The organism is Asanoa ishikariensis (assembly GCF_900107455.1).
In the GTDB taxonomy this organism is placed as follows: Bacteria; Actinomycetota; Actinomycetes; order Mycobacteriales; family Micromonosporaceae; genus Asanoa; species Asanoa ishikariensis.
On record NZ_FNQB01000001.1, the window covers coordinates 2,816,518 to 2,835,251 of the forward strand.

Below are 18,734 nucleotides of genomic sequence, written 5' to 3' on the forward strand. Positions count from 1 at the left end.
GTACCGGGATGAGCGTCATTCGGTTTGTGGCGGCCTTGTTCGCCGCAGCACTGCTGGCGCTCGTCCCGGGCCTACCCGCCTACGCACACGACGGACCCGTCACGCTCGACGTCGCCAGCGACGGCGCGGGGGGCGTGACGGTCCGGGCGATCTACACGAAGGACAAGCACCCGGTCGAGCAGGCGGTGGGACTGGTGCTGAACGCGACCGGCGAAGGCGGCCGGTCGGTGGGACCGATCCAGCTCAACCCGTCAGCCGAAGGGCGCGGCTTCTACACCTCCGGACCGGTGCTGACGCCGGGTGAGTGGGCGGTCTCGGTGACGGCGCCGGACCCGCACCCGGGCAAAGCCCAGGTCAAGATCGAGGCCAAGGTCGCACAACAGATGCCCCCGGCGGCTGCGGCCGACCTCGACGCCGGGACGAGCCTGGCGGACCGCCTCAGCTGGCTCTGGTGGCTCGGCGGCGCTGTCCTGGTGATTTTCGTGCTGGGCGCCATCGCCCAGAACCGCACCACCCGCTCGAAGAACCCCACCTGAACGATCCCGTTCATCCGCCTGACGGTGGACTTTGCCGGCAGAGGGCGACATGGCATTCTGCCCACTGTGGTGGGATCGGTGCGCCGAGCATGACTCTGTGGTGGGTTGCCGCGATCCTCGGTGGGCTGGGCGGCGCCGTGGCGGACGGCTCACGACTCGCCTCCACCATGCTCTCGTCTCGGAAGTGGCCGTGGTCCCGCCGCGAGCAACGGATGCCGATCGTGGTCGCCCTCGTCGTGCGGACCGGCATCGCCGCGATCCTCGCCGGTGTGGTCTCCGCCCAGCAGGCGGTCGGCTGGTCCGACCAGCCGCTGATCCTGTTCCTGCTCGGCCTGGCCGCCCCGACGGTCGTGCAGGGCGGAGCAAAGATCGGGCGGGTCGCGTTCAAGGCCATCGCCGGCGAGGTCGTCGGAGGTGGCGGTGGCGTCGCCTGAGGCCGGGTTCGGGCGACGCCTTCTCGATGCTCTCGCCGGCGACTGGGGTGAAGACTGTTCGCGACTCGCGACAACCGCGCGTCCCGCATTCTGGCGGCGCCTCGTGGACGCGCTCGCAGGCGACTGGTCCGGCGTCGCTCCCGCACCGGTGGCGGCGACGCACAGGCAGGCCGCCGCCATGACCGTTGTCGGAGATCCGACGGTTGAGGGAGAACGGCCGATCCCATGGCGACCCGTACGTCCGAGGCCACTGCTGGTCGTCCTGCGATTCGCGTCGGTCGTGGTCGCTGTCGCTCTGCTGATCCTCGCTGTGGACGCGGGCGCGGGGTTGGTTCGCCGGGACACCGGTCGGAACGACGCGCTTCCCGGCCTGACGGTCGACGAAGGCGCCTCGGTGCCGGCGTCGCCGGGTGAGGTGTTCACCGGCCTGAGCGGCAGGGTCGCCGCTCGCTACGTCATTCTCGTCGACACCTCGCAGTCGATGGCTGAGTCCGGCCGCTACGACGCCGCGCTGGACGCACTTCGAAAGCTCGTGTCCGGGCTCGCCGCGACGGACGACATAGCGTTGATCGCCTTTGGTGAGGCCGCAAGGGTCGTCTACAGCGGACCGGCGGGCCGTACCCCGGCAGAGGTCGTCGACCTGTTGCCGGCCAACCCAGGGGACTCTCGCACCGACATCGGCCAGGCACTCGACAGGGCAGTGTCCGCGTTGGCGTCGCCGCCGGTAGCCGCCGTCAACGCCGTGGTCCTGCTGACCGACGGTGGGCACGAACCGGCGGCGGGCAGCCCGTACCCGTTTTCCGCGGGGACGGCGTGGACCAGGTTGCGTGACCGGGCTGCCGCCATTCCCGACGTCGTGGCCATGGGCCTGCCACTGGCTCCCGGCGCGGTGGCCGGCGCGAATCTGCTCGAAACCGTCTTCCCAGGCGCGGTCATCGCGGCGCCCGAATCGACCACCACCCTCACGGACCGCATCGAGGCCGAGGCCGTCGCCGTGCTGGCCCGCAAGGCCGGCATGATCGCGGCCTCGGTGACCGTCGTGTGGCCCGACAAGCTGCGTCTGCGGCCGGGTGCGCAAACCGTCGAGGTGACGGTCGACGCCAGCGCCTCGCAGGTGCCCGTGACGTTGTCGAACCTCGCCCTACGCACCGACTGTCCCGACGTCACGGCTGCGCTGCCGACCGCCGCGCTCACGCTCGACCCCGGGCAGGCGCGGCCGCTCGCCGTCGAGGTGCGGTGGAATCCATCGATGGACGATCGCTTGACACCGGTGCGGCTTCGCTGTGGTGTGGCCCTTGACGGCACGGTCGGGTCGCCGTGGTCGGCCGTCCTCGCCCAGAGCCTGGACAGCCCGCTCAAGCTCGACGTCCGCGGCGCCCGCACCGAGGTGACCGTGGCCGGTGTGCTCGGGGCGCCGTCGGTAATTGGCTCGGCCGTGACGCTCGCTCTGCTCGCGCTGGTCGGTTGGTGGTGGTGGCGTCGCTTGCCGGTGCTCCGCGGCACCCTTGTGGTCTCCACCGACGGCCAGCACAACCGCGCCGCGGTGCCGCTGCGTGGGCGGCGCACCCGCGTCACCCTGAACGACGGACCGACATCGCGGCAGATCCTCGCCCGGCCTGCGGCGGACGGGCGGCGGCTGGTGCTGTCGATCGACCGGACGACCAGAATCTTGGATCGCCATGTGCCAACTCGGGTGAGCGGCGTCAGCGTCGAATGGGACGCCACCGAGGGGCCGGCGACGGAAGATGCGCCGGATACGAGGCCGTAGCCCATCTGCGCCGAAGCGGGCTAGCATCGAGTTCCGGGTCCCGGGCTTGGCTGGCGCGCGGGCGCTCTCGTGGTGTTACTCAGCAATGGAGTGAGATCGATCCGAGTCCGTCGGCCCGTCGCGGCGTCGGCCGAGATCGCGTTCGTCTCGGCCGCCAGGGAAGGCGAGCGCCTGACCGCGACCGCCGTCGAGCGGCACCGCGCGGGCAAGTCCGGAATCTACGACGTCACAGTCCGCTGCGGCGACCGCCTGCTGGCCGAGTTCCGCGGCCTGAGCCGCACGCTCTCAGGTTGATTCTCACGGAGACGACGGTTCACAGGTAACCCGGAACTGACGTTCTCCGATGGATCGACCACGTCTCCCCTTCCAGCCCCGTACACGTCATGTCCAGATCGAATAGATTCGCCTTCAGTCCCATCCATGCCCCTAGATGCAGCCGCAACTTGAGCGTGTCGCCGGGGTTGGTTCGGCCGCGGCGGACCGTCCCACCCAGTCGACCGTCGCGGCCCACAAATGCCACCGTGCCGTGCAGGTTGGAGACATGCGCCTCGATCGAGGCCAAGGGCCAGAGTGAGTCAAGACGCAGGACGAGTACGTGCCCGGCACCCTCCCGCTCCAAGCTGACTGAGAAGTCAGGGTGTCCAGCGGTCAGGAGGTCATCCGGAATCGCGACGTGCGCCTGAAGATCCCATCTCTCGCCGTTCCGCCCGCGACTCTTGATCGCCACCAGGATCTCGTCGGAATGTGCACTCACCACCTTCACCGGCCAGCGCGCCATCGACCCGGGCGACAGGTCATGCCATCTGGCGATGGATCCGTCGGCCGACGTCGAACCGCCTGCCGCCAGAAACCGCACGCCGTGTCCACGCTGGATCGACAACTCGACGAAGGCCAGCGCTTCCAGCGACTTGAGCTTGAGCGTCAGATGGTGCGGGAGCGGGTACGAAGGCTCCAGCTCGACCACCACCACGGGCTTCCGGCGGGCGAGCTCAGGGAAGACGGGCACGTCGAGCACGAGGACCCACTGGTCCTGCCCGGCCTCGCCCTCGCACACCACTTCGAGTTTGACGTCGGTCGGCGGCGGATCGCCTACCGCGACCCAGCGCTGGATTGACTCGCCGGGCCGCAGCGCACGAGCCGTGACCTCACCCTCGGGAAGATCCAACAGCTCGACACCGACGTTGCCGACCAATCGCTCTCTGACAACGGATACGGGCTTCTGCGAGTGCAGATGCAGCCGGAGCGCGTGTCCGGACGCACTGACGAACTCGACGACACCGGTGATCGTCGGGGTTCGCTCGGTCACCCACCGCCGACGCTCGATCTCGAGGGCGCTGGTCGCAGCCCCGGCCTGTTCGACGGCGGCGTCGGCCTGGAGTTTCGCCGCTTTGACCTGACGGTAGGCGAAGACCCCGGTGACCACCGACACCGCAAGCGCGGACGACGAAACGATCGTTGAACCGTCCATCACCAAATGGTGCATTCCCTGCGGGCAGGTGGCCATAGTCCGGCGAGTCGCTCCGGTTGTCGGCCCCGGGCTGCGCGACGCAGGCGGCTCCTACTCGGCCCAGTTGCCGAGGCTCAGTGGGCCGGTGAGCGCGCCACCGTCGACCGGCAGCACCACTCCGGTGATCCAGGACGCGTCGTCCGACGCGAGGAACGCGACGGCCGCCGCGATGTCCTCCGGCTCGCCGACCCGACCCGCCGGGTAGCGGCCGGCCAATCTGTCCAGTGTCGCCAACCCGTCCGGCCCGGACCTGGTCCAGGCCGCCGTGCGGACGGTGCCCGGCGCGACCAGGTTGAACCGGACCCCCCGCGAGGACGAGCCTTGGCGCTGGAGCTCCCGACGCGAATACAGGGTGGCCAGGTTCTGGTTGAGGCTGACCAGTCCGGCCTTGGCCGAGGAGTAGACGACGTCTCCGAAGGCGGCCAGCCCGTTCACCGAGCCGATGCTGACCACGCAGCCGCCCGCGGGTGAGGCGAGCAGGTGGGGCAGCGCTGCCTGGATGCAGCTGACCGCGCCGTGCAGGGTCGGCCCGACCTGGTCCTGCCACGCCGCTTCGTCGATGTCCTCGAACGGTGTGGCCGCAGAGACGCCGACATTGTTGACGAGTACGTCCAACCGTCCGTGACGAGCGACGACGGCGGCGACCGTAGCAGCCACGGCCACGCGATCGGTCACGTCGCACACCATCGGCAGCGCCTCGCCGCCCGCGGCCGCCAACTCACTCGCGGACGCGACGACCGCGTCCGCGTCGAGGTCGGCGAGGGCCACCGCGGCACCCTCGTCGACGAGCCGGGCGGCGATCGCCCGGCCGATGCCCCGCGCCGCTCCGGTCACCAACGCCACGCGCCCATCGAACCGTCGCATGCCCGTGATCCTCGATGGTGATCGCCGTCGGCGCCACCCGGGTCCCGATGGCAGCCGGCCGATCCCGGCCCACACGCGGGACAGGCACGGGTCGTCGGCGGAGTCGGTGGGCCGACCACCTTCGCGGCGGCCTGTAGGTCGGGCGAGGCTGTGCACACCGTGGCCCGTCCCATAAACAGTTTTGACGTTACGAGTCGTCGACGGCTGTTAACGGCACTGCCGGTGCGGGGCCGCCGCTTCTAGGTTCGGCGGCACCCCTTCGTGGTCGGTGTCGTCCGGACCCGGCCGCGAAATGGGTATCTCTTGGGAGGAGAGAAGCCTTGCGCCACAAACTGACCCCCCTCGGCGTCGCCGGCCTCGTCGTGGCCGCCGCCGTGCTGGGTTTCGGCGGCCCGGCCAGCGCCGATCCCAGCTCACCCCTCCGGTACGCCGACAGCCCGAACGCTGTTGCCGGCCGCTACATCGTCGTCCTCAAGGACACCGCGGCCGACGTCGGTGGCAGGGCCCGTGACCTCAGCGCCCGCTTCGGCGGGCAGACAAGGCACCTCTACACGGCCGGCTTCCGCGGCTTCGCCACGGCGATGTCCGAGCAGCAGGCGCTCAAGCTGGCCGCCGACCCGGCCGTCGCGTCGGTCGAGGCGGTGCAGCGCATCGGTGTGCTGGACACGCAGAACAACCCGCCCAACTGGGGTGACGACCGGATCGACCAGGCGAGCCTGCCGCTGAACCAGGCGTACACCTATCCGGCCAACCCGGGTCAGGGTGCGACGGTCTACGTGCTGGACACCGGTCTCAACGCCAGCCACGTCGACTTCACCGGGCGCGTCAAGCAGGGCACCGACATGGTCGACAGCGACAGCAACCCCGCTGACTGCCATGGCCACGGTACGCACGTGGCCGGCACCGCTGTCGGCACCAGCTACGGTGTGGCCAAGAAGGCGAGCGTGGTGGCCGTACGCGTGCTGAACTGCCAGGGCAGCGGCACCAACGACGACCTGATCGCCGGTATCAACTGGGTGCGCACCAACGCGCAGAAGCCGGCGGTCGTCAACTACAGCATCGGGTGCCAGAGCCGGTGCAGCAGCCAGGCGATGGACAGCGCGGTGTCGAGCCTGATCTCGTCCGGCGTGCAGTTCGTCCAGGCGGCGGGCAACTCCTCCGACGACGCCTGCTACTACAGCCCGCAGGCGGTCGCGGCGGCGGTCACGGTCGGCAACACCGCGAGCTCCGACGCCCGCAACAGCAGCAGCAACTACGGCACGTGCCTGGACATCTTCGCGCCGGGTACGAGCATCGTGTCGGCCTCGTACTCCAGCAACACCGGCAGCGCGACGATGACCGGCACCTCGATGGCCTCGCCGCACACGGCCGGCGCGGCGGCCGTCTACCTTGGACTCAACCCCAGTGCGACACCCGCTCAGGTACGGGACGCGCTCGTCAACAACGCCACCACCGGCAAGGTGACGAGCCCCGGGACCGGGTCGCCGAACCGGCTGCTCTACACGGGCTTCATGAACGGTGGGACCAACCCGAACAACCCGTCGGTCACGAACCCGGGCAACCAGAGTACGGCCGTCGGTGCGTCCGTGAACCTCCAGTTGCAGGCGTCCGGCGGCACCACGCCGTACACGTGGAGCGCTTCTGGTCTGCCCGCGGGTCTGTCCATCGGCTCCTCGACGGGGCTGATCACGGGTAGCCCGACCACGGCCGGCACGTCCAACGTGACCGTGACGGTGCGGGACAACGCGGCGCGGACCGCGACGGCCACGTTCACCTGGACGGTGACCTCCGGTGGTGGCGGTTGCACGCCGGCGCAGGTGGTCGGCAACTCCAGCCTGGAGAGCGGCACGACGCCGTGGTCGTCCAACTCGGGCGTGATCGGTGCTTGGTCTTCTTATGGGTACCCGGGTCGCACCGGCACCCGTAGCGCCTGGCTCGGCGGTCAGGGTCAGAGTCACACGGACTACATCTCGCAGTCGGTGACGATCCCGGCGTCCTGCACGAGCGCCGTGCTGCGGTACTGGACGCGGATCACGACGGCCGAGAACGACGGTCAGGTCTGGGACCGGCTGACGGTGACGCTGGGCAGCACGACGGTCGCCTCCGCGACCAACCTGAACGCCTACTCGTCCTATGTGGAGAAGGTGGTCGACGTCAGCCAGTTCCGCGGGCAGACGGTGACCCTGCGATTCAACGGGGTCGAGGACCAGTCGCTGCAGACAAGCTTCGTCATCGACGACGTGACGCTCAGCGTGTCCTGAGGGTGTGTGCTGGGAGTGGGATCACTCCCACTCCCAGCGCATGCCGACGATGCCGGGCGGGACGTCCGCGGCCACGAGATGAGCGCCGTGCGTCGACCCGATCCAGACTTCGCGTACGCCCTGGTCGGGCGCGTGCAGCCCACGACGCTCGAAGCGATGGCAACGAGCCGGCACGGCGTCGTGGTCGAACTGCACCTGGAGCACGTACTCGCCGACGGGCGTGGAGAAACCGTGGTAGTAGTTGTCGGTGGCGACGGTGGAGTTGCTCCCGAACTCGTACTCGATGAACGCGGTGTCGCCCTGAGCCAGCATCCGGTCAAAGATTATTTCGGTCGCCAGGAGCCCGGTCCCGGGGTCGGACCGCACCCGCCCGATGCGACAGTTCCGCCGCGGATGCACGCTGACGGGCGCGCCCGGGTCGTCGGTGTGAAAGATCCCGACGGTCCGGGAGACGCGGTCGATGTTGGCCCGGAGCACCTGCCGGCAAACAAGCCCACGCTCCTGCCTGTCAGGCCCGACCAGGTAGAGGTCGTGCATGCTGACGCGGCTGAGCTCGTGGTACATCCAACGATCGAGCTCACTCATGATTTTGGAGACGCTGGCCCCGTTCTCGAAGAGCCGGTCGATGTCGATGGTGCCTGGGGCTTGGTTGAGCCAACGGCCTCTGGGGCGGCGGGGACCGAGTTGGGCGATCAGTGACTCGGCGGGCAGGTTCAGGATCTCTTCCATGAGCCGCACGGCCCGCATGGACTCGGGCCGCTCGGGCCGGCTGCGACCCCGTCGCCAGTAGCTGAGGGTCGCGAGGCTGACGCTGACGCCGGCGGCGGACAGTCGCGTCTGGATCTCCTCGGGCCGAATACCCCGATCCTCGATGGCCAGATGCAGAGCAGCGGAGAACGGCCCGGTCCGCAGCGCATGCGCCAGGTCCCGGCCGACGGTCTGGGATCGAGCCTTTTCCATGGCTGAGTATCACCAGCACCAGGGTGTGGCCGCTAGTCATGCGCAGAGGCCAGCGCCGGCGACTCACGCGGGGAGGTCACAGCGTGGGTCCCAGGCCCCGGCCCGTGGTGGCGTCCGACCGCTGGATCCGCTGAGGGGGCACGTCGGCTCTATGGAGGAGTTTCAAGAACGAGTTGGCCCACGTCGGCAGGTCGTGACTTCGTAAATGCGATCGCATCGCATCCATGCGGCGTCGTTGTTCGGCCGCGCTCATGGAAAGCGCAACCAGCACGGCCTGTTTCAGTTCGTCGGCGTCGTTTGGATTGACGATAAGAGCCTCAGCCAGTTCCGCCGCTGAGCCAGCGAACTCACTCAAGATCAGCACTCCGCTGTTATCGAGCCGGCTGGCTACGTACTCCTTGGCGACCAGATTCATTCCGTCCCGCAGCGGTGTTACGAGCATGATGTCTGCTGCGGCGTACAGGGCGACTAGTTCCTCCACCCCTGGCAGCTGATTCGTATAGTGCACGACAGGGCTGCCCGCACGTCCGTACACGCCATTGAGGTGGCCTGCCAGGCGTTCCACCCGTTGGCGCAGCCTCGCGTACTGGCCGACCTGCTCGCGGGTCACCGTTCCAACTTGGATGAATATCGCGTCCTCTGGTCGGATCTTGCCCTCCTCCAGGAGCTCGCCGTATGCACTCAAGCGTTGCTCGATGCCTTTCGTGTAGTCCAAGCGATCGACACTGAGCAGGATTTTGCGGCGTCCGCCAAGCTCCCCGCGGATCTGTTCTGTCCGGCGACGGACGCCTTCGCGACGTACCAGCCGCTCCACGTCGTCGACGTCGACTGATATCGGGAAACTGTCCGCGACTACTTGGCGACCGTCTACGAGTACGACGTTCCCACTCCTTTGAAGCCGGAGCCGCTGCCGCACCAGTTGTAAGAAGTTCTGTGTCGACAGACTTTGTTGGAATCCCACGACATCCGCCCCGAGTATTCCTCGGAGGATGTCATCTCTGCATGGAAGTTGCGCGAACACCTCGGGCGCTGGTAGTGGGATGTGGAGGAAGAAGCCGATCCGCAGATCGGGACGACGGTGTCTAACCATCTCGGGGAGCAACTGAAGGTGATAGTCGTGTATCCAGACCGTCGCATTGGGGCGCGGCGAGATCAACAACCTTGTCGGCAAACTTCTGGTTCAATCTTCGATTGAGATCACGCCATTCCGTGCGGAACTCCGGTTGCTCGATCGAGTAGTGGTACAGCGGCCAGATGCTTGAGCTGCAGTAACCCTCGTAATGTCGGGTGACGTCCGACGGGGCGGCCTGGACGGTTTCGACAGCCAAACCCTGAGGAAAGGGCGGCGAAGGGTCAGCGGTCTCGTCCGGTGTTAGGCCAAGCCATGCGCCGTTCAGGTTCATAACCAGTCTGCTGAGGATCGGTGCGGATCCGAATATCTTCCACTCGGGCTGGCTGGCAACACCAACCGTCGTCGTCCGTGTCGCGAGAGGCAATCGGTAGCTCACCATCAGGAACGGATATGACGGTGGCGTCGTTGTTGGCGACGAACTCGCCTGTGTCGCGCCGTTCTGTTGACGGTCGTGCGGGCCCGATTCGGCCGAGCGGGCGGCCGTCCAGAGCGTATGGAAGCGCCCGACATCGCCTCCCAGTTGTAACACGATCAGCCTGAGCGTCGGCCACTTCGGCACCTGGGGTCCCTTGAAGACATTGTGGACGGTCGTGTAGCTCGGGCCGTGTACCCCAGTCCCACGCGCGATCTGCCGTAGACCCGGCTCACCGGCCTGGAGGTGCAGCTCGTGTAACTGGTCGAACAGCTCGCGGACCGGTCCGGACGCCGTCGGTTCTCGCTTCAATGCCAACTGTTGCCTCCACGTGCCAGCCGTGGCGTTCAATTTTGTCAAGAGTCAACGCGTGATCACCAGTGGTTGCGCTCGGCAAGATCCGCTTGTGTCCGATGTGGTTCATCTTTGGGGTGCCTCGTCATGCGAACCGACTTTGAACGCTTGGAGGTCAACAATTAGCGCAAGCATTCAACTAGGGAGGCCCGGATGACTAACATGACGCCGTGGTGGATATGGTTGGTTCCTGCTGCCAAGCCGCTCGCAAGCTTCGTGCTGTGTCTTCTGTTTTCGCGCTTGCACCAGCACACGCGGCGTTGTTGGCCAACGCCCGACGATTACTTTGCGCCTCGCGGCGGGCCACGACGTCCGTCAGTCGCATTAGTCCGCGCGGCGGCCTCGGCTCGTTCTATGCGAAGAGCAACACCGCACGGCCTTGCATCCAGCGCAGACACACCGAGAGCAAAGTCGAGTCGAAGGCGTCGTGTCATCAGGAAGTCTTGGGCAGCAACGGGCTGCCCACAGCGGCCTGAATGTCCCGGGGGCCGCGGCGCCACGAGGTAATGCCTGGTCTACGGGGCATCGGCAGGGCGGCTCGGGTGGTAGGCCAGGCGCGTGGGCAGCTCAACAGATCGGGTGGGCGGCGTGCCCTGCTGACGTCGCCCATTGTTCGCGCGAAGGTGCCTTGCCCGAACACGACCTCGTCTTCTATCTAGCGGGGCAGGCGAGCTGAGGCTCAGGCAGCCACCCGAATGACCTGCGCCCTGACGTCGGGTCCCTTCGTCAGTCGACGCCGTCAGAACGAGAGAGTCCGGCTCAGGCCGTGTCACTCGGCCACCAGGCGTTCACCGATTTGTAGGCCGGACTTGCCCCGCGCAGTGGCGTTCGACCACGGTCGACCGTGCCCACCCCGCGGTCACGCGGAGAGGGTGCGGCTCAGGCCGCGGAACTCGGCCACCAGGCGGTCGCTGCAGCGGACCGTGACGTCGTAGATGCCGGACTTGCCCGCGCGGTGCCGCTCGACGGCGGTCGCGGTCAGGCGTTCGCCCTCGCGCGCTGCCGAGACGAAGAAGATGTCGGCCGACGCCGCGACCGTGACCGCGCCCGGGTAGTTGCACGCGCCGGCGAAGGCCGAGTCGGCCAGCAGGAACACAAAACCGCCGTGGGCGATTCCGTGGCCGTTGACCATCAGGTCCGTCACCGTCATCTCCAGCACGGCGCGGCCGGGCTCGAGCTTCACGACCGACATCCCGAGCGACTGCGAAGCCCTGTCCCGGGCGAACATCTCGGCGGCACCGTCCATGCCCGCACCCTATGCGCATTCAGGCATCAAGGACAGCGCGGATAACGTTATCGCCAATTCGGCCCGCAGGCCGATCTCATGCCGGCAGGCAGGTCGTCCGAACCCAGGCGATGAACTCAAGCGAGAGCCGGCCAGCCTCATGCCGGCGGGGAGTTTGCCAAGTCGGCCCGCAGGCCGGTCTCATGCCGGCGGGGCAGGTCGCCCGAACCGGGGCGATGAGTTCGAGCGGGAGCCGGCCAGCCTCATGCCGGAGGGGAGTTCGCCCGAGCTCCGCTCCTCCCGGGCCGGCGGCCGGGGTCAGAGGCCCGCGCCGTCAGTTCAGCCAGCCGGTCTCGAGCCAAGGCCAGCGCCAATGCGAGCACGTCCGCGACGAACCAGTCGCGGACGGCCGCGGGCACGCTTGAGGGCTCACACCGGAGGCGGCAGCTCGCCCGAGCCCCGGGCGATGAGCTCGACCGGGATCGTCACCGTCTGGACCGGGCGGCCTGGGTCCGCGGCCCGCGCCGTCAGCAGGTCGATCGCCGTCCGACCGATCTCCGCGCTGTTCTGCGCGACCACCGTCAACGCCGGCCGCAGGATGTCCGCCAGCGTGAAGTCGTCGAACCCGACCAGTGCCAACCGCCCCGCATCAGCACCGAGATACCGCAACGCCTCGATCGTCGTCGCCACGTTTCCGGTGATCAGCGCCGTCGCAGGCGAGGGCCCGGACAACACAGAAGCCAGAGCCGAAGCCACCCGCGACGAGGTCACCACCCCCGGGTGGACCATCCCCGACAGCGGCCCACCGCTGGCCGCCACGCAGGCCCGGAACGCCGCTGCCCGCTCGCGACCAGTGAAGATCCGCTCGTCGTCCCCGATGTAGGCGATCCGCCGGTGACCATGAACGGAAAGCTGCCGGTACGCCATCCCTATCCCGGCGGCATTGTCCGACAGCACGGCATCGGCCTCGACCCCACCGCACGGGCGGTCGACCGCCACCAGCGGCAGACCGCCGGCGAGCTCGGCCGACAGGTAGTCGTGTGACGTCCCGATCGGCTCGATGACGATCCCGTCGACGCGGCGGCCGCACATCGACATGACGGCTTCGCGCTCGCGGGCCTCGTCATCTTCCGTCGACATCGCCAGTACGGCCAGGCCGTGGGAACGCGACGCCATGTCGACCGCGGACAGCACCGGGTGTGCGTCTGCCAGGTTGCGTACCGCTGCCCCGATCGTGCCGCTCGTCCCGCGCCGTAGCTGCTGGGCGCGCTCGTCCGGTGCGTAGTCAAGCGCGGAGATGGCCGCCTGGACCCGGCTGACCAGATGCGCACCGACCGTGGGATCGGAGTTGACCACCCTGGACACGGTGCGCAGCGCTACACCGGCCTCGCGGGCCACGTCCCGCATGGTCGGGCGTTTCCGCCTCACCCCGCCGCCCAGCCGATCGGTCATCGCCTGATCCTCCTCTTCGGACGCTCCTGCCGAGCATCCCCATCACACTCTTGACACCGGAGTGAAACTTCCTATGCTTCGGGATAACGTTATCCCACACTGATCAACTTGACTAGCCCAACCCCTGTCCCCAGGAGGACCCCTTGATACGGAAGCCGCTGCTCGCGGCAGGCGTCGCCGGTCTCCTCGCCCTCACCGCGGCCTGTGGAAGCGGCGACGGCGGAGGGAAGGAAAGCGGCGAGACCGCGCTGACCTACCTTGTCTTCGAGACCCCGAGCCTCGACGCGAAGTTCTGGGACGACTCGATCACCGCCGCCACCACGCAGACCCCCGGCGTGAAAATCAACAAGATCGTCGCACCGAGCACCGACCGCGACGGGTACGCCAAACAGCTCCAGCAGTCGGGCCAGTTCCCCGACCTGCTGCAGTCGATCACGCCGTCCAACTTCGTCGGCGCCGGCCTCCTCAAGCCGTACGACAAGACCTGGATCGACGCCAACTTCCTGCTGCCCTCGGCCAACTCGCTCAAGGGCGAGGTCTACATCCCGCCGACCAACTCGCAGATCGTCCCGCAGGTCTACTACAACAAGAAGCTCTTCACCGACGCCGGCATCACCACAGCACCGAAGAACTGGCAGGAGTTCCTCGACGCCTGCGCCAAGCTCAAGGCCAAGGGCATCAACCCGATCGAGCTAGGCGGCGCCGACCCGTTCGCGGCGTCGATGCCGCTCGTCGGCATCATCTCCGCCGACATCCTCGGCAAGAACAAGAACTGGCTCCAGGACCGCTACGCCGACAAGGTGAAGTTCGCCGACGCCGACATGGTCACCGCCGTGAACAAGTACCGCACCCTCGTCACCAGCGGCTACTTCGACAAGGGCGCCCTCGGCGTCAAGTACGCGGACTCCATCACCCGCTTCACCACAGGCAAGTCCGCGATGTATCCCATGGGCAGCTGGTTCCTGGGCTCCGTACCCAAGGACACCGCCGACAACTTCGGCTCGTTCCCCTGGCCGACCGACAGTGGCGACGTCGTCGTGCCGTTCGTCGGCGGCGGCTCCATGGCCATCTCCGCCAAGGCCAAGGACACCGCGCTCGCCGAGAAGTTCGGCCAGGCCTGGTCGCTCAACCCGGCCAACCTCAAGGCGCTCATCGAGACCGACGGCGCGTTCCCGATGATCAAGGGTAAGACCCTCGAGGACTACAACGTCACGGTCACGAAGGTCTTCGAGGAGTCGTACGCCTACGTCGGCCAGGACAACAACAAGGTCAGCGCGATCGGCTGGGCGACCAACGACGACGCGCTCCCGGCCGGGCTCAACGACGCCTTCTACGCCGCCGCACAGGCCCTGTTCACCAAGGACGACGTGGCCGGCGAGCTCAAGAAGCTCGACGAGGCATGGAAGACCGCCGCACAGTGAGGAAAAGGAATTCCGGCGAGCGGGGCCTGGCCCTGCTCGCCGCCCTCGCTCTCGGGCTCTACCTGGTCTTCCTCGTGCTGCCGTTGCTGCTGAGCCTGCGCAGCAGCTTCACCAACGAGAACCCGCTGAAGGCACAGAACGACTTCATCGGGCTGGCCAACTACACCGAGATGGCCGGCGACGACCAGCTCCGGGCCAGCCTGACGTTCACGCTGATCCTCGCGTTCGGCGTGACCATCGCCGCCAACGCGCTCGGCGTCGGCTTCGCGCTGCTGCTCAACCGGACGAGCCTGAGCTACCGCGTCATGCGTACCGTCGCGTTCCTGCCCCAGGTCCTCTCGGGTGTGATCGTGGCCTTCGTCTGGCAGACGATCCTGACCCAGAACGGCCTGCTGAACACCGCACTCGTCAACCTGCGGATCCTCGACGAGCCGTACCCCTGGCTCGGCAGCCCGCACGCCGCCCTGTTCTCCATCGGCCTCGTCGTGACCTGGGTGATGAGCGGCTTCACCACGGTCGTCTACCTGGCTGCCCTCCAGAGCATCCCGCTCGAGCTCCACGACATGGCGAGCCTCGACGGCGTCCGCGGCACGCAACGGTTCCGCAAGATCACCTGGCCGATGCTCGCACCGGGCACCACGATCAGCGTCACCATCTCGCTGATCACCGTGCTGAAGCTCTACGACATCATTACCGTGCTCACCGGCGGCGGCCCGGCCAACTCCACCCAGTCGACCGCCCTCTACATCGTCAAGCTGGCGTTCACCAGCGACCGGGTCGGCTACGCCAGCGCCGTCGCGATGCTCCTGCTCGGGATCTCCGCGCTGGTCGCCCTCACCGTGACCGGCGCCCTGCGCCGCCGGGAGGTCTCCCTATGACAACCATTTCCAGGGATACGCGCGACCGCCCGACCGCAGGCGGAAGGAGCACGCTGACACCCCCGCCGCACACCCGGCCCCGTCGGCGGCTCAGCACCAGGCTGAGAGTCGCAGTCGCGGCCGCCGTCACGCTGGTCTTCGTCGCGCCGATCTACCTGATGCTGGTCAACGCGTTCAAGCCGCAGGAGAAGATCCTCGCCAACCCGCTCGCGCCGCCCTGGCCGCCGACGCTCGACAACCTCACCAAGGCGCTGACCCGGCCGGACAACCTGATCCCGCTCGGCCTGCGCAACTCGCTGATCGTCGCGGTGATCTCGGTGGCGCTGATCGTCCCGCTCGGCTCCGCGTTCAGCTTCTACATCTCCCGGAAGAGCGGAAAGACAAAGGCGGTCATCCTGCTCGTGCTGTCCGCCGGTCTGATGATCCCGCCGCAGGTGATCCTGTTGCCGACCATCCGGATCCTCACCTGGGTCGGCCTCGACCACAGCTACCCGGGCCTGATCCTGGCGAACCTCGGCGGCGGCTACCTGTCGTTCGCGGTCTTCGTCTACGTCGGCTTCATGCGCTCGGTGCCCGACGAGATCATCCAGGCGGCCCGCCTCGACGGCGCCGGCGGCCTGCGGATCTGGTGGCAGATCGTCATGCCGCTGGTCCGCCCGGCCACCGCCACCGTGGTCATCTTCCTGACGCTGTGGATCTGGAACGACTTCCTCAACCCGCTGTTCATCCTCGGCCCGCTCCAGGGCCAGACCATCACGACCGGCCTCTACCTGACGATCGGACAGTACTCAGTGGACTACGGCCAACTCTTCGGCATCATGTTCCTGGCCGGCGTCCTGCCGGTGATCGGCTATCTCACGGTGCAGAAGCAGTTCGTCGCCGGCCTGACCTCGGGCTCGGCCAAGTGACCGGGGTTCCCGCGCTCGACGACGTCGCGGGGGAGTGGGTCGCCGCCGGCGACCTGGGCCACCTGCCGTCGCTGCGCAACCAGCGCGGCCAGGCGCACGTCAACCACGACCTCACGAGCGTCTCCTGGCTGGCCGCACCGCCGTTCGCGCTGGGCTACCACACCGGTGTGTTGCGGGTCGACGGCGTCGTGCCGGGCGTCCAGCACTACCGCTGGAAGCCCTGGGGCACCCGGCGCACCTACCGCGACGCGCACGTGTCGGTGGCCACGGACACGAGCCTCGGCTACGACGCGGACCGGCTGCTCTGGCGGGTCGAGGTGACCAACACCCGGGCGGAGCCGGCCACCGTCGAGCTGAGCCAGGACCTGTTCGCGCCGGTCGGACACAGCGAGACCGGGTGGGGCTGGCTGCACACGGTGCCCTGGAACGCCTCCGGCGAGCACGACTACCACGCGCTGGAGCGGATCCGGGACACCACCCGACCGGGCGCGCAGGGTGCGCCGTACCTGCTCGGGCCCGGCCCCCGCCGGCTGCGGCTCGGCCGCCCGCGGCCGCCGGGCATCCAGCGGGACGAGGACAGCGCGCCGATGCTGCTGGAGTACGAGCTGCCCCGGCACGTCAGCGCGGACTGGGTCTACCCGCACACGAGCTCCGTCCGCGGCACCGTGCGCGGCCTGACCACCAGCACCGGCCTCACCTTCGCCGGCCCGGCGGTGCTCGACGACGGCGTCGAACTGGCGCTGGACGCGTTCGAGCTGGTCCCGGGCACCGAACTGGAGCTCGAGTTCCGCACCACCGACCCGGACCACGACGGCGTGCTGCTGACCCACGGCAACCACCCCGACTCGCTGCAGCTCGGCGTCTCCGGCGGCCGGCTCTGGCTGGGCATCTGCGGCGAACGCGAGACCGCACAACGCCCGCTCGTAGCCGGCCGCTGGCACCGCGTCCGCGTCACCGTCGACGCGCACCAGGCCCGCCTCGTCCTCGACGGCGCCGAGGTGGCCCGCACCGGCCACTGGACCCGTCCGAGCCGTTGGCGGTCCACGGTGGACCGGGACAGCGTCACGGTCGTCGACACCAGGTCGAGCGCCCGCGCCACCTACACCTTCGCCGTACCCCCGGACGAGCTGTCACCGCACGGTGCCGGCGCCCGCGCGACCTGGCGGCTCGCGCTCGCAGCCGGCGAGACGGCCGTGGTCGGCTTCGCCCTCGCCTGGGGCACCGAAGCCACTGCGCCGGCCGCCACCGGGCTGGACCAGGAGCTTTCGGACACGGCCGACGCGTGGCGCCGCCTCTGGGCGCACGCCTTCACCCCCGGCAACCCCGACTTCAGCGGCCACCTGCCCACCCTGCGCACGGACCACGACGACCTCGCCCGCGCGTACTACATGGGCGCGCTGCTCGTGCTCTACATGCGCAACATCCGGGTCGGCCGCACCGGGCCGGTGTTCCTCACCGGCGGCCCGCGGCTCGGCGCCACCACGACGTTCTTCTGGGACCACACCGAGTGGAGCCGGATGTACGCCATGCTCGACCCGGCCGGCCTGCGCGCGTGGCTGCTGGCGGGGCTCGCCGGCCCGTACCACGAGTCCTTCGGGTACGACGTGCGCGGCGGCGGACCGCTCGGCAACTACTACATCTCCAACGAGTACGCGCTGTTCCGGCTGATCGAGCACTACGTGGGCGTGACCGGCGACGTGGCGTTCCTGTCCGAGTCGGCCGGCGGGCGGACGGTGCTCGAGCACGTCGAGCGCCTCGCCTACGGGGTCGCCGGCCGGCTCGGCACCAAAGAGGGGCTCGCCGACTTCGGCCCCGACGCGTGGCGGGTACTGGAGTGCGTGCCCAACTACGTCGACGCCATGGCCTCGTTCAACGCGGCCTACGTCGGCATGCTCCGGTCGTACGCGGCCCTGCTGCGCTTCCTCGGAGGCCGGGACGCCGACGCCGAGCGCGCAGACGCCGACGCCGGTGGGCTCGCCAAAGCGGTGCTCGACCTCTACGCGGGCGACGGCCGCTGGGCGATCCTGCACCCGGACGGCCGCGACACCATCGGGCACGTCCTGGACTTCGGCCTGGTCGCGGCGGAGCTGGCCGGCGACCTGACCGCGGACCAGCGCGCCGAGATGGTCACGTTCGTGGTCGACAAGCTGCTGGCCGGCCCGTGGCTGCGGGCGCTGGCGGCCGACGACCCGATCGCGCCGTTCTCCGACCGGCCGGACCACGGTGCCGGCGGGGCGTTCGGCGCCTGGCCCGGCGTCACCGCGTACGGGCTGGCCAAGCTCGGCCGCCCGGACCTCGCGGCCGGCGTGCTCGGCCGGACACCACGGGCCGCCTCCGGTGGCCTGTGGGGACAGGCGATGGAGATCTTGACAGGAGACGCCGAGCCGCGCGTGCGCGTGGCCGGCCGCGGCGTCGCCAACCGGGACTCCATCGCGGGGGCGGCCATCGCCGAGGCGGTCATCGCCGGCCTCTTCGGCGTGGAGCCCGGCTACACCGCACTGCGTTGCTCCACCCCCCGTTCCGATCAGGTCACCGCACCCGTAGGCACGCTGGAGAACCTCAACCTGCGTCCGGCTCCCGAGCCGGTGGGAACGGTGGCCCCACCGCACTAGGAGGACACCC

16 protein-coding genes are annotated in these 18,734 nt (G+C 68.7%); 9 read left to right on the top strand and 7 right to left on the bottom strand.

Going from position 1 to position 18,734, the window contains the following annotated elements:
* Positions 1-8: 8 nt before the first annotated feature.
* From BLV39_RS13225 to BLV39_RS13240, 4 genes are all read left to right on the top strand, one after another.
* On the top strand, positions 9-536 hold the full coding sequence (locus tag BLV39_RS13225; protein ID WP_143049741.1) for a hypothetical protein: 528 nt from the start codon (positions 9-11) through the stop codon (positions 534-536).
* A gap of 89 nt (positions 537-625) precedes the next feature.
* A complete protein-coding gene (locus BLV39_RS13230) occupies positions 626-970 on the top strand; it encodes a hypothetical protein (protein WP_090790646.1) in 345 nt (114 codons plus the stop codon).
* Positions 971-1,250: 280 nt separating this feature from the next.
* The gene (locus BLV39_RS13235; RefSeq protein WP_176984881.1) at positions 1,251-2,738 is read left to right on the top strand and encodes a vWA domain-containing protein; all 1,488 of its coding nucleotides are present in this window, start codon (positions 1,251-1,253) and stop codon (positions 2,736-2,738) included.
* Between the two features lie 69 nt (positions 2,739-2,807).
* Positions 2,808-3,032 (top strand): PaaI family thioesterase, encoded by a 225-nt coding sequence (locus BLV39_RS13240; protein ID WP_090790650.1) that lies wholly within the window; start codon positions 2,808-2,810, stop codon positions 3,030-3,032.
* Positions 3,033-3,051: 19 nt separating this feature from the next.
* Here BLV39_RS13240 and BLV39_RS13245 read toward each other — a convergent pair whose 3' ends face one another.
* Together BLV39_RS13245 and BLV39_RS13250 are read right to left on the bottom strand one after the other, a co-directional pair.
* Positions 3,052-4,206 (bottom strand): hypothetical protein, encoded by a 1,155-nt coding sequence (locus BLV39_RS13245; RefSeq protein ID WP_143049742.1) that lies wholly within the window; start codon positions 4,204-4,206, stop codon positions 3,052-3,054.
* Between the two features lie 90 nt (positions 4,207-4,296).
* Positions 4,297-5,109, bottom strand: coding sequence for an SDR family NAD(P)-dependent oxidoreductase (locus BLV39_RS13250; RefSeq protein WP_090790654.1), 813 nt, complete (start codon positions 5,107-5,109; stop codon positions 4,297-4,299).
* A 320-nt stretch (positions 5,110-5,429) separates the two neighbouring features.
* Between BLV39_RS13250 and BLV39_RS13255 the strand changes: the two genes are divergently transcribed.
* Positions 5,430-7,370, top strand: a complete 1,941-nt coding sequence (locus BLV39_RS13255) for a S8 family serine peptidase (RefSeq protein ID WP_090790656.1) — start codon at positions 5,430-5,432, stop codon at positions 7,368-7,370.
* A gap of 21 nt (positions 7,371-7,391) precedes the next feature.
* Here BLV39_RS13255 and BLV39_RS13260 read toward each other — a convergent pair whose 3' ends face one another.
* From BLV39_RS13260 to BLV39_RS13275, 5 genes are all read right to left on the bottom strand, one after another.
* On the bottom strand, positions 7,392-8,330 hold the full coding sequence (locus BLV39_RS13260; RefSeq protein ID WP_090790658.1) for a hypothetical protein: 939 nt from the start codon (positions 8,328-8,330) through the stop codon (positions 7,392-7,394).
* Between the two features lie 76 nt (positions 8,331-8,406).
* The gene (locus BLV39_RS13265) at positions 8,407-9,420 is read right to left on the bottom strand and encodes an alpha,alpha-trehalose-phosphate synthase (UDP-forming) (protein ID WP_244895841.1); all 1,014 of its coding nucleotides are present in this window, start codon (positions 9,418-9,420) and stop codon (positions 8,407-8,409) included.
* The gene (locus BLV39_RS42310; protein ID WP_143049743.1) at positions 9,413-10,192 is read right to left on the bottom strand and encodes a trehalose-6-phosphate synthase; all 780 of its coding nucleotides are present in this window, start codon (positions 10,190-10,192) and stop codon (positions 9,413-9,415) included. The genes BLV39_RS13265 and BLV39_RS42310 overlap by 8 nt, the downstream gene beginning before the upstream one ends.
* Before the next feature lie 895 nt (positions 10,193-11,087).
* Positions 11,088-11,474, bottom strand: coding sequence for a hydroxyphenylacetyl-CoA thioesterase PaaI (paaI, locus tag BLV39_RS13270; RefSeq protein ID WP_090790661.1), 387 nt, complete (start codon positions 11,472-11,474; stop codon positions 11,088-11,090).
* A 408-nt stretch (positions 11,475-11,882) separates the two neighbouring features.
* Positions 11,883-12,905 (bottom strand): LacI family DNA-binding transcriptional regulator, encoded by a 1,023-nt coding sequence (locus tag BLV39_RS13275; protein WP_239083909.1) that lies wholly within the window; start codon positions 12,903-12,905, stop codon positions 11,883-11,885.
* Positions 12,906-13,048: 143 nt separating this feature from the next.
* Between BLV39_RS13275 and BLV39_RS13280 the strand changes: the two genes are divergently transcribed.
* The 4 genes from BLV39_RS13280 to BLV39_RS13295 are packed head-to-tail and all read left to right on the top strand — an operon-like array spanning position 13,049 to position 18,724.
* The gene (locus BLV39_RS13280) at positions 13,049-14,326 is read left to right on the top strand and encodes an ABC transporter substrate-binding protein (RefSeq protein WP_090790663.1); all 1,278 of its coding nucleotides are present in this window, start codon (positions 13,049-13,051) and stop codon (positions 14,324-14,326) included.
* On the top strand, positions 14,323-15,204 hold the full coding sequence (locus tag BLV39_RS13285; RefSeq protein ID WP_239083908.1) for a carbohydrate ABC transporter permease: 882 nt from the start codon (positions 14,323-14,325) through the stop codon (positions 15,202-15,204). The genes BLV39_RS13280 and BLV39_RS13285 overlap by 4 nt, the downstream gene beginning before the upstream one ends.
* The gene (locus BLV39_RS13290) at positions 15,201-16,112 is read left to right on the top strand and encodes a carbohydrate ABC transporter permease (RefSeq protein WP_090790666.1); all 912 of its coding nucleotides are present in this window, start codon (positions 15,201-15,203) and stop codon (positions 16,110-16,112) included. The genes BLV39_RS13285 and BLV39_RS13290 overlap by 4 nt, the downstream gene beginning before the upstream one ends.
* Complete coding sequence (locus tag BLV39_RS13295) at positions 16,109-18,724, top strand: laminin G domain-containing protein (RefSeq protein ID WP_090790668.1); 2,616 nt, start codon at positions 16,109-16,111, stop codon at positions 18,722-18,724. The genes BLV39_RS13290 and BLV39_RS13295 overlap by 4 nt, the downstream gene beginning before the upstream one ends.
* Positions 18,725-18,734 lie beyond the last annotated feature (10 nt).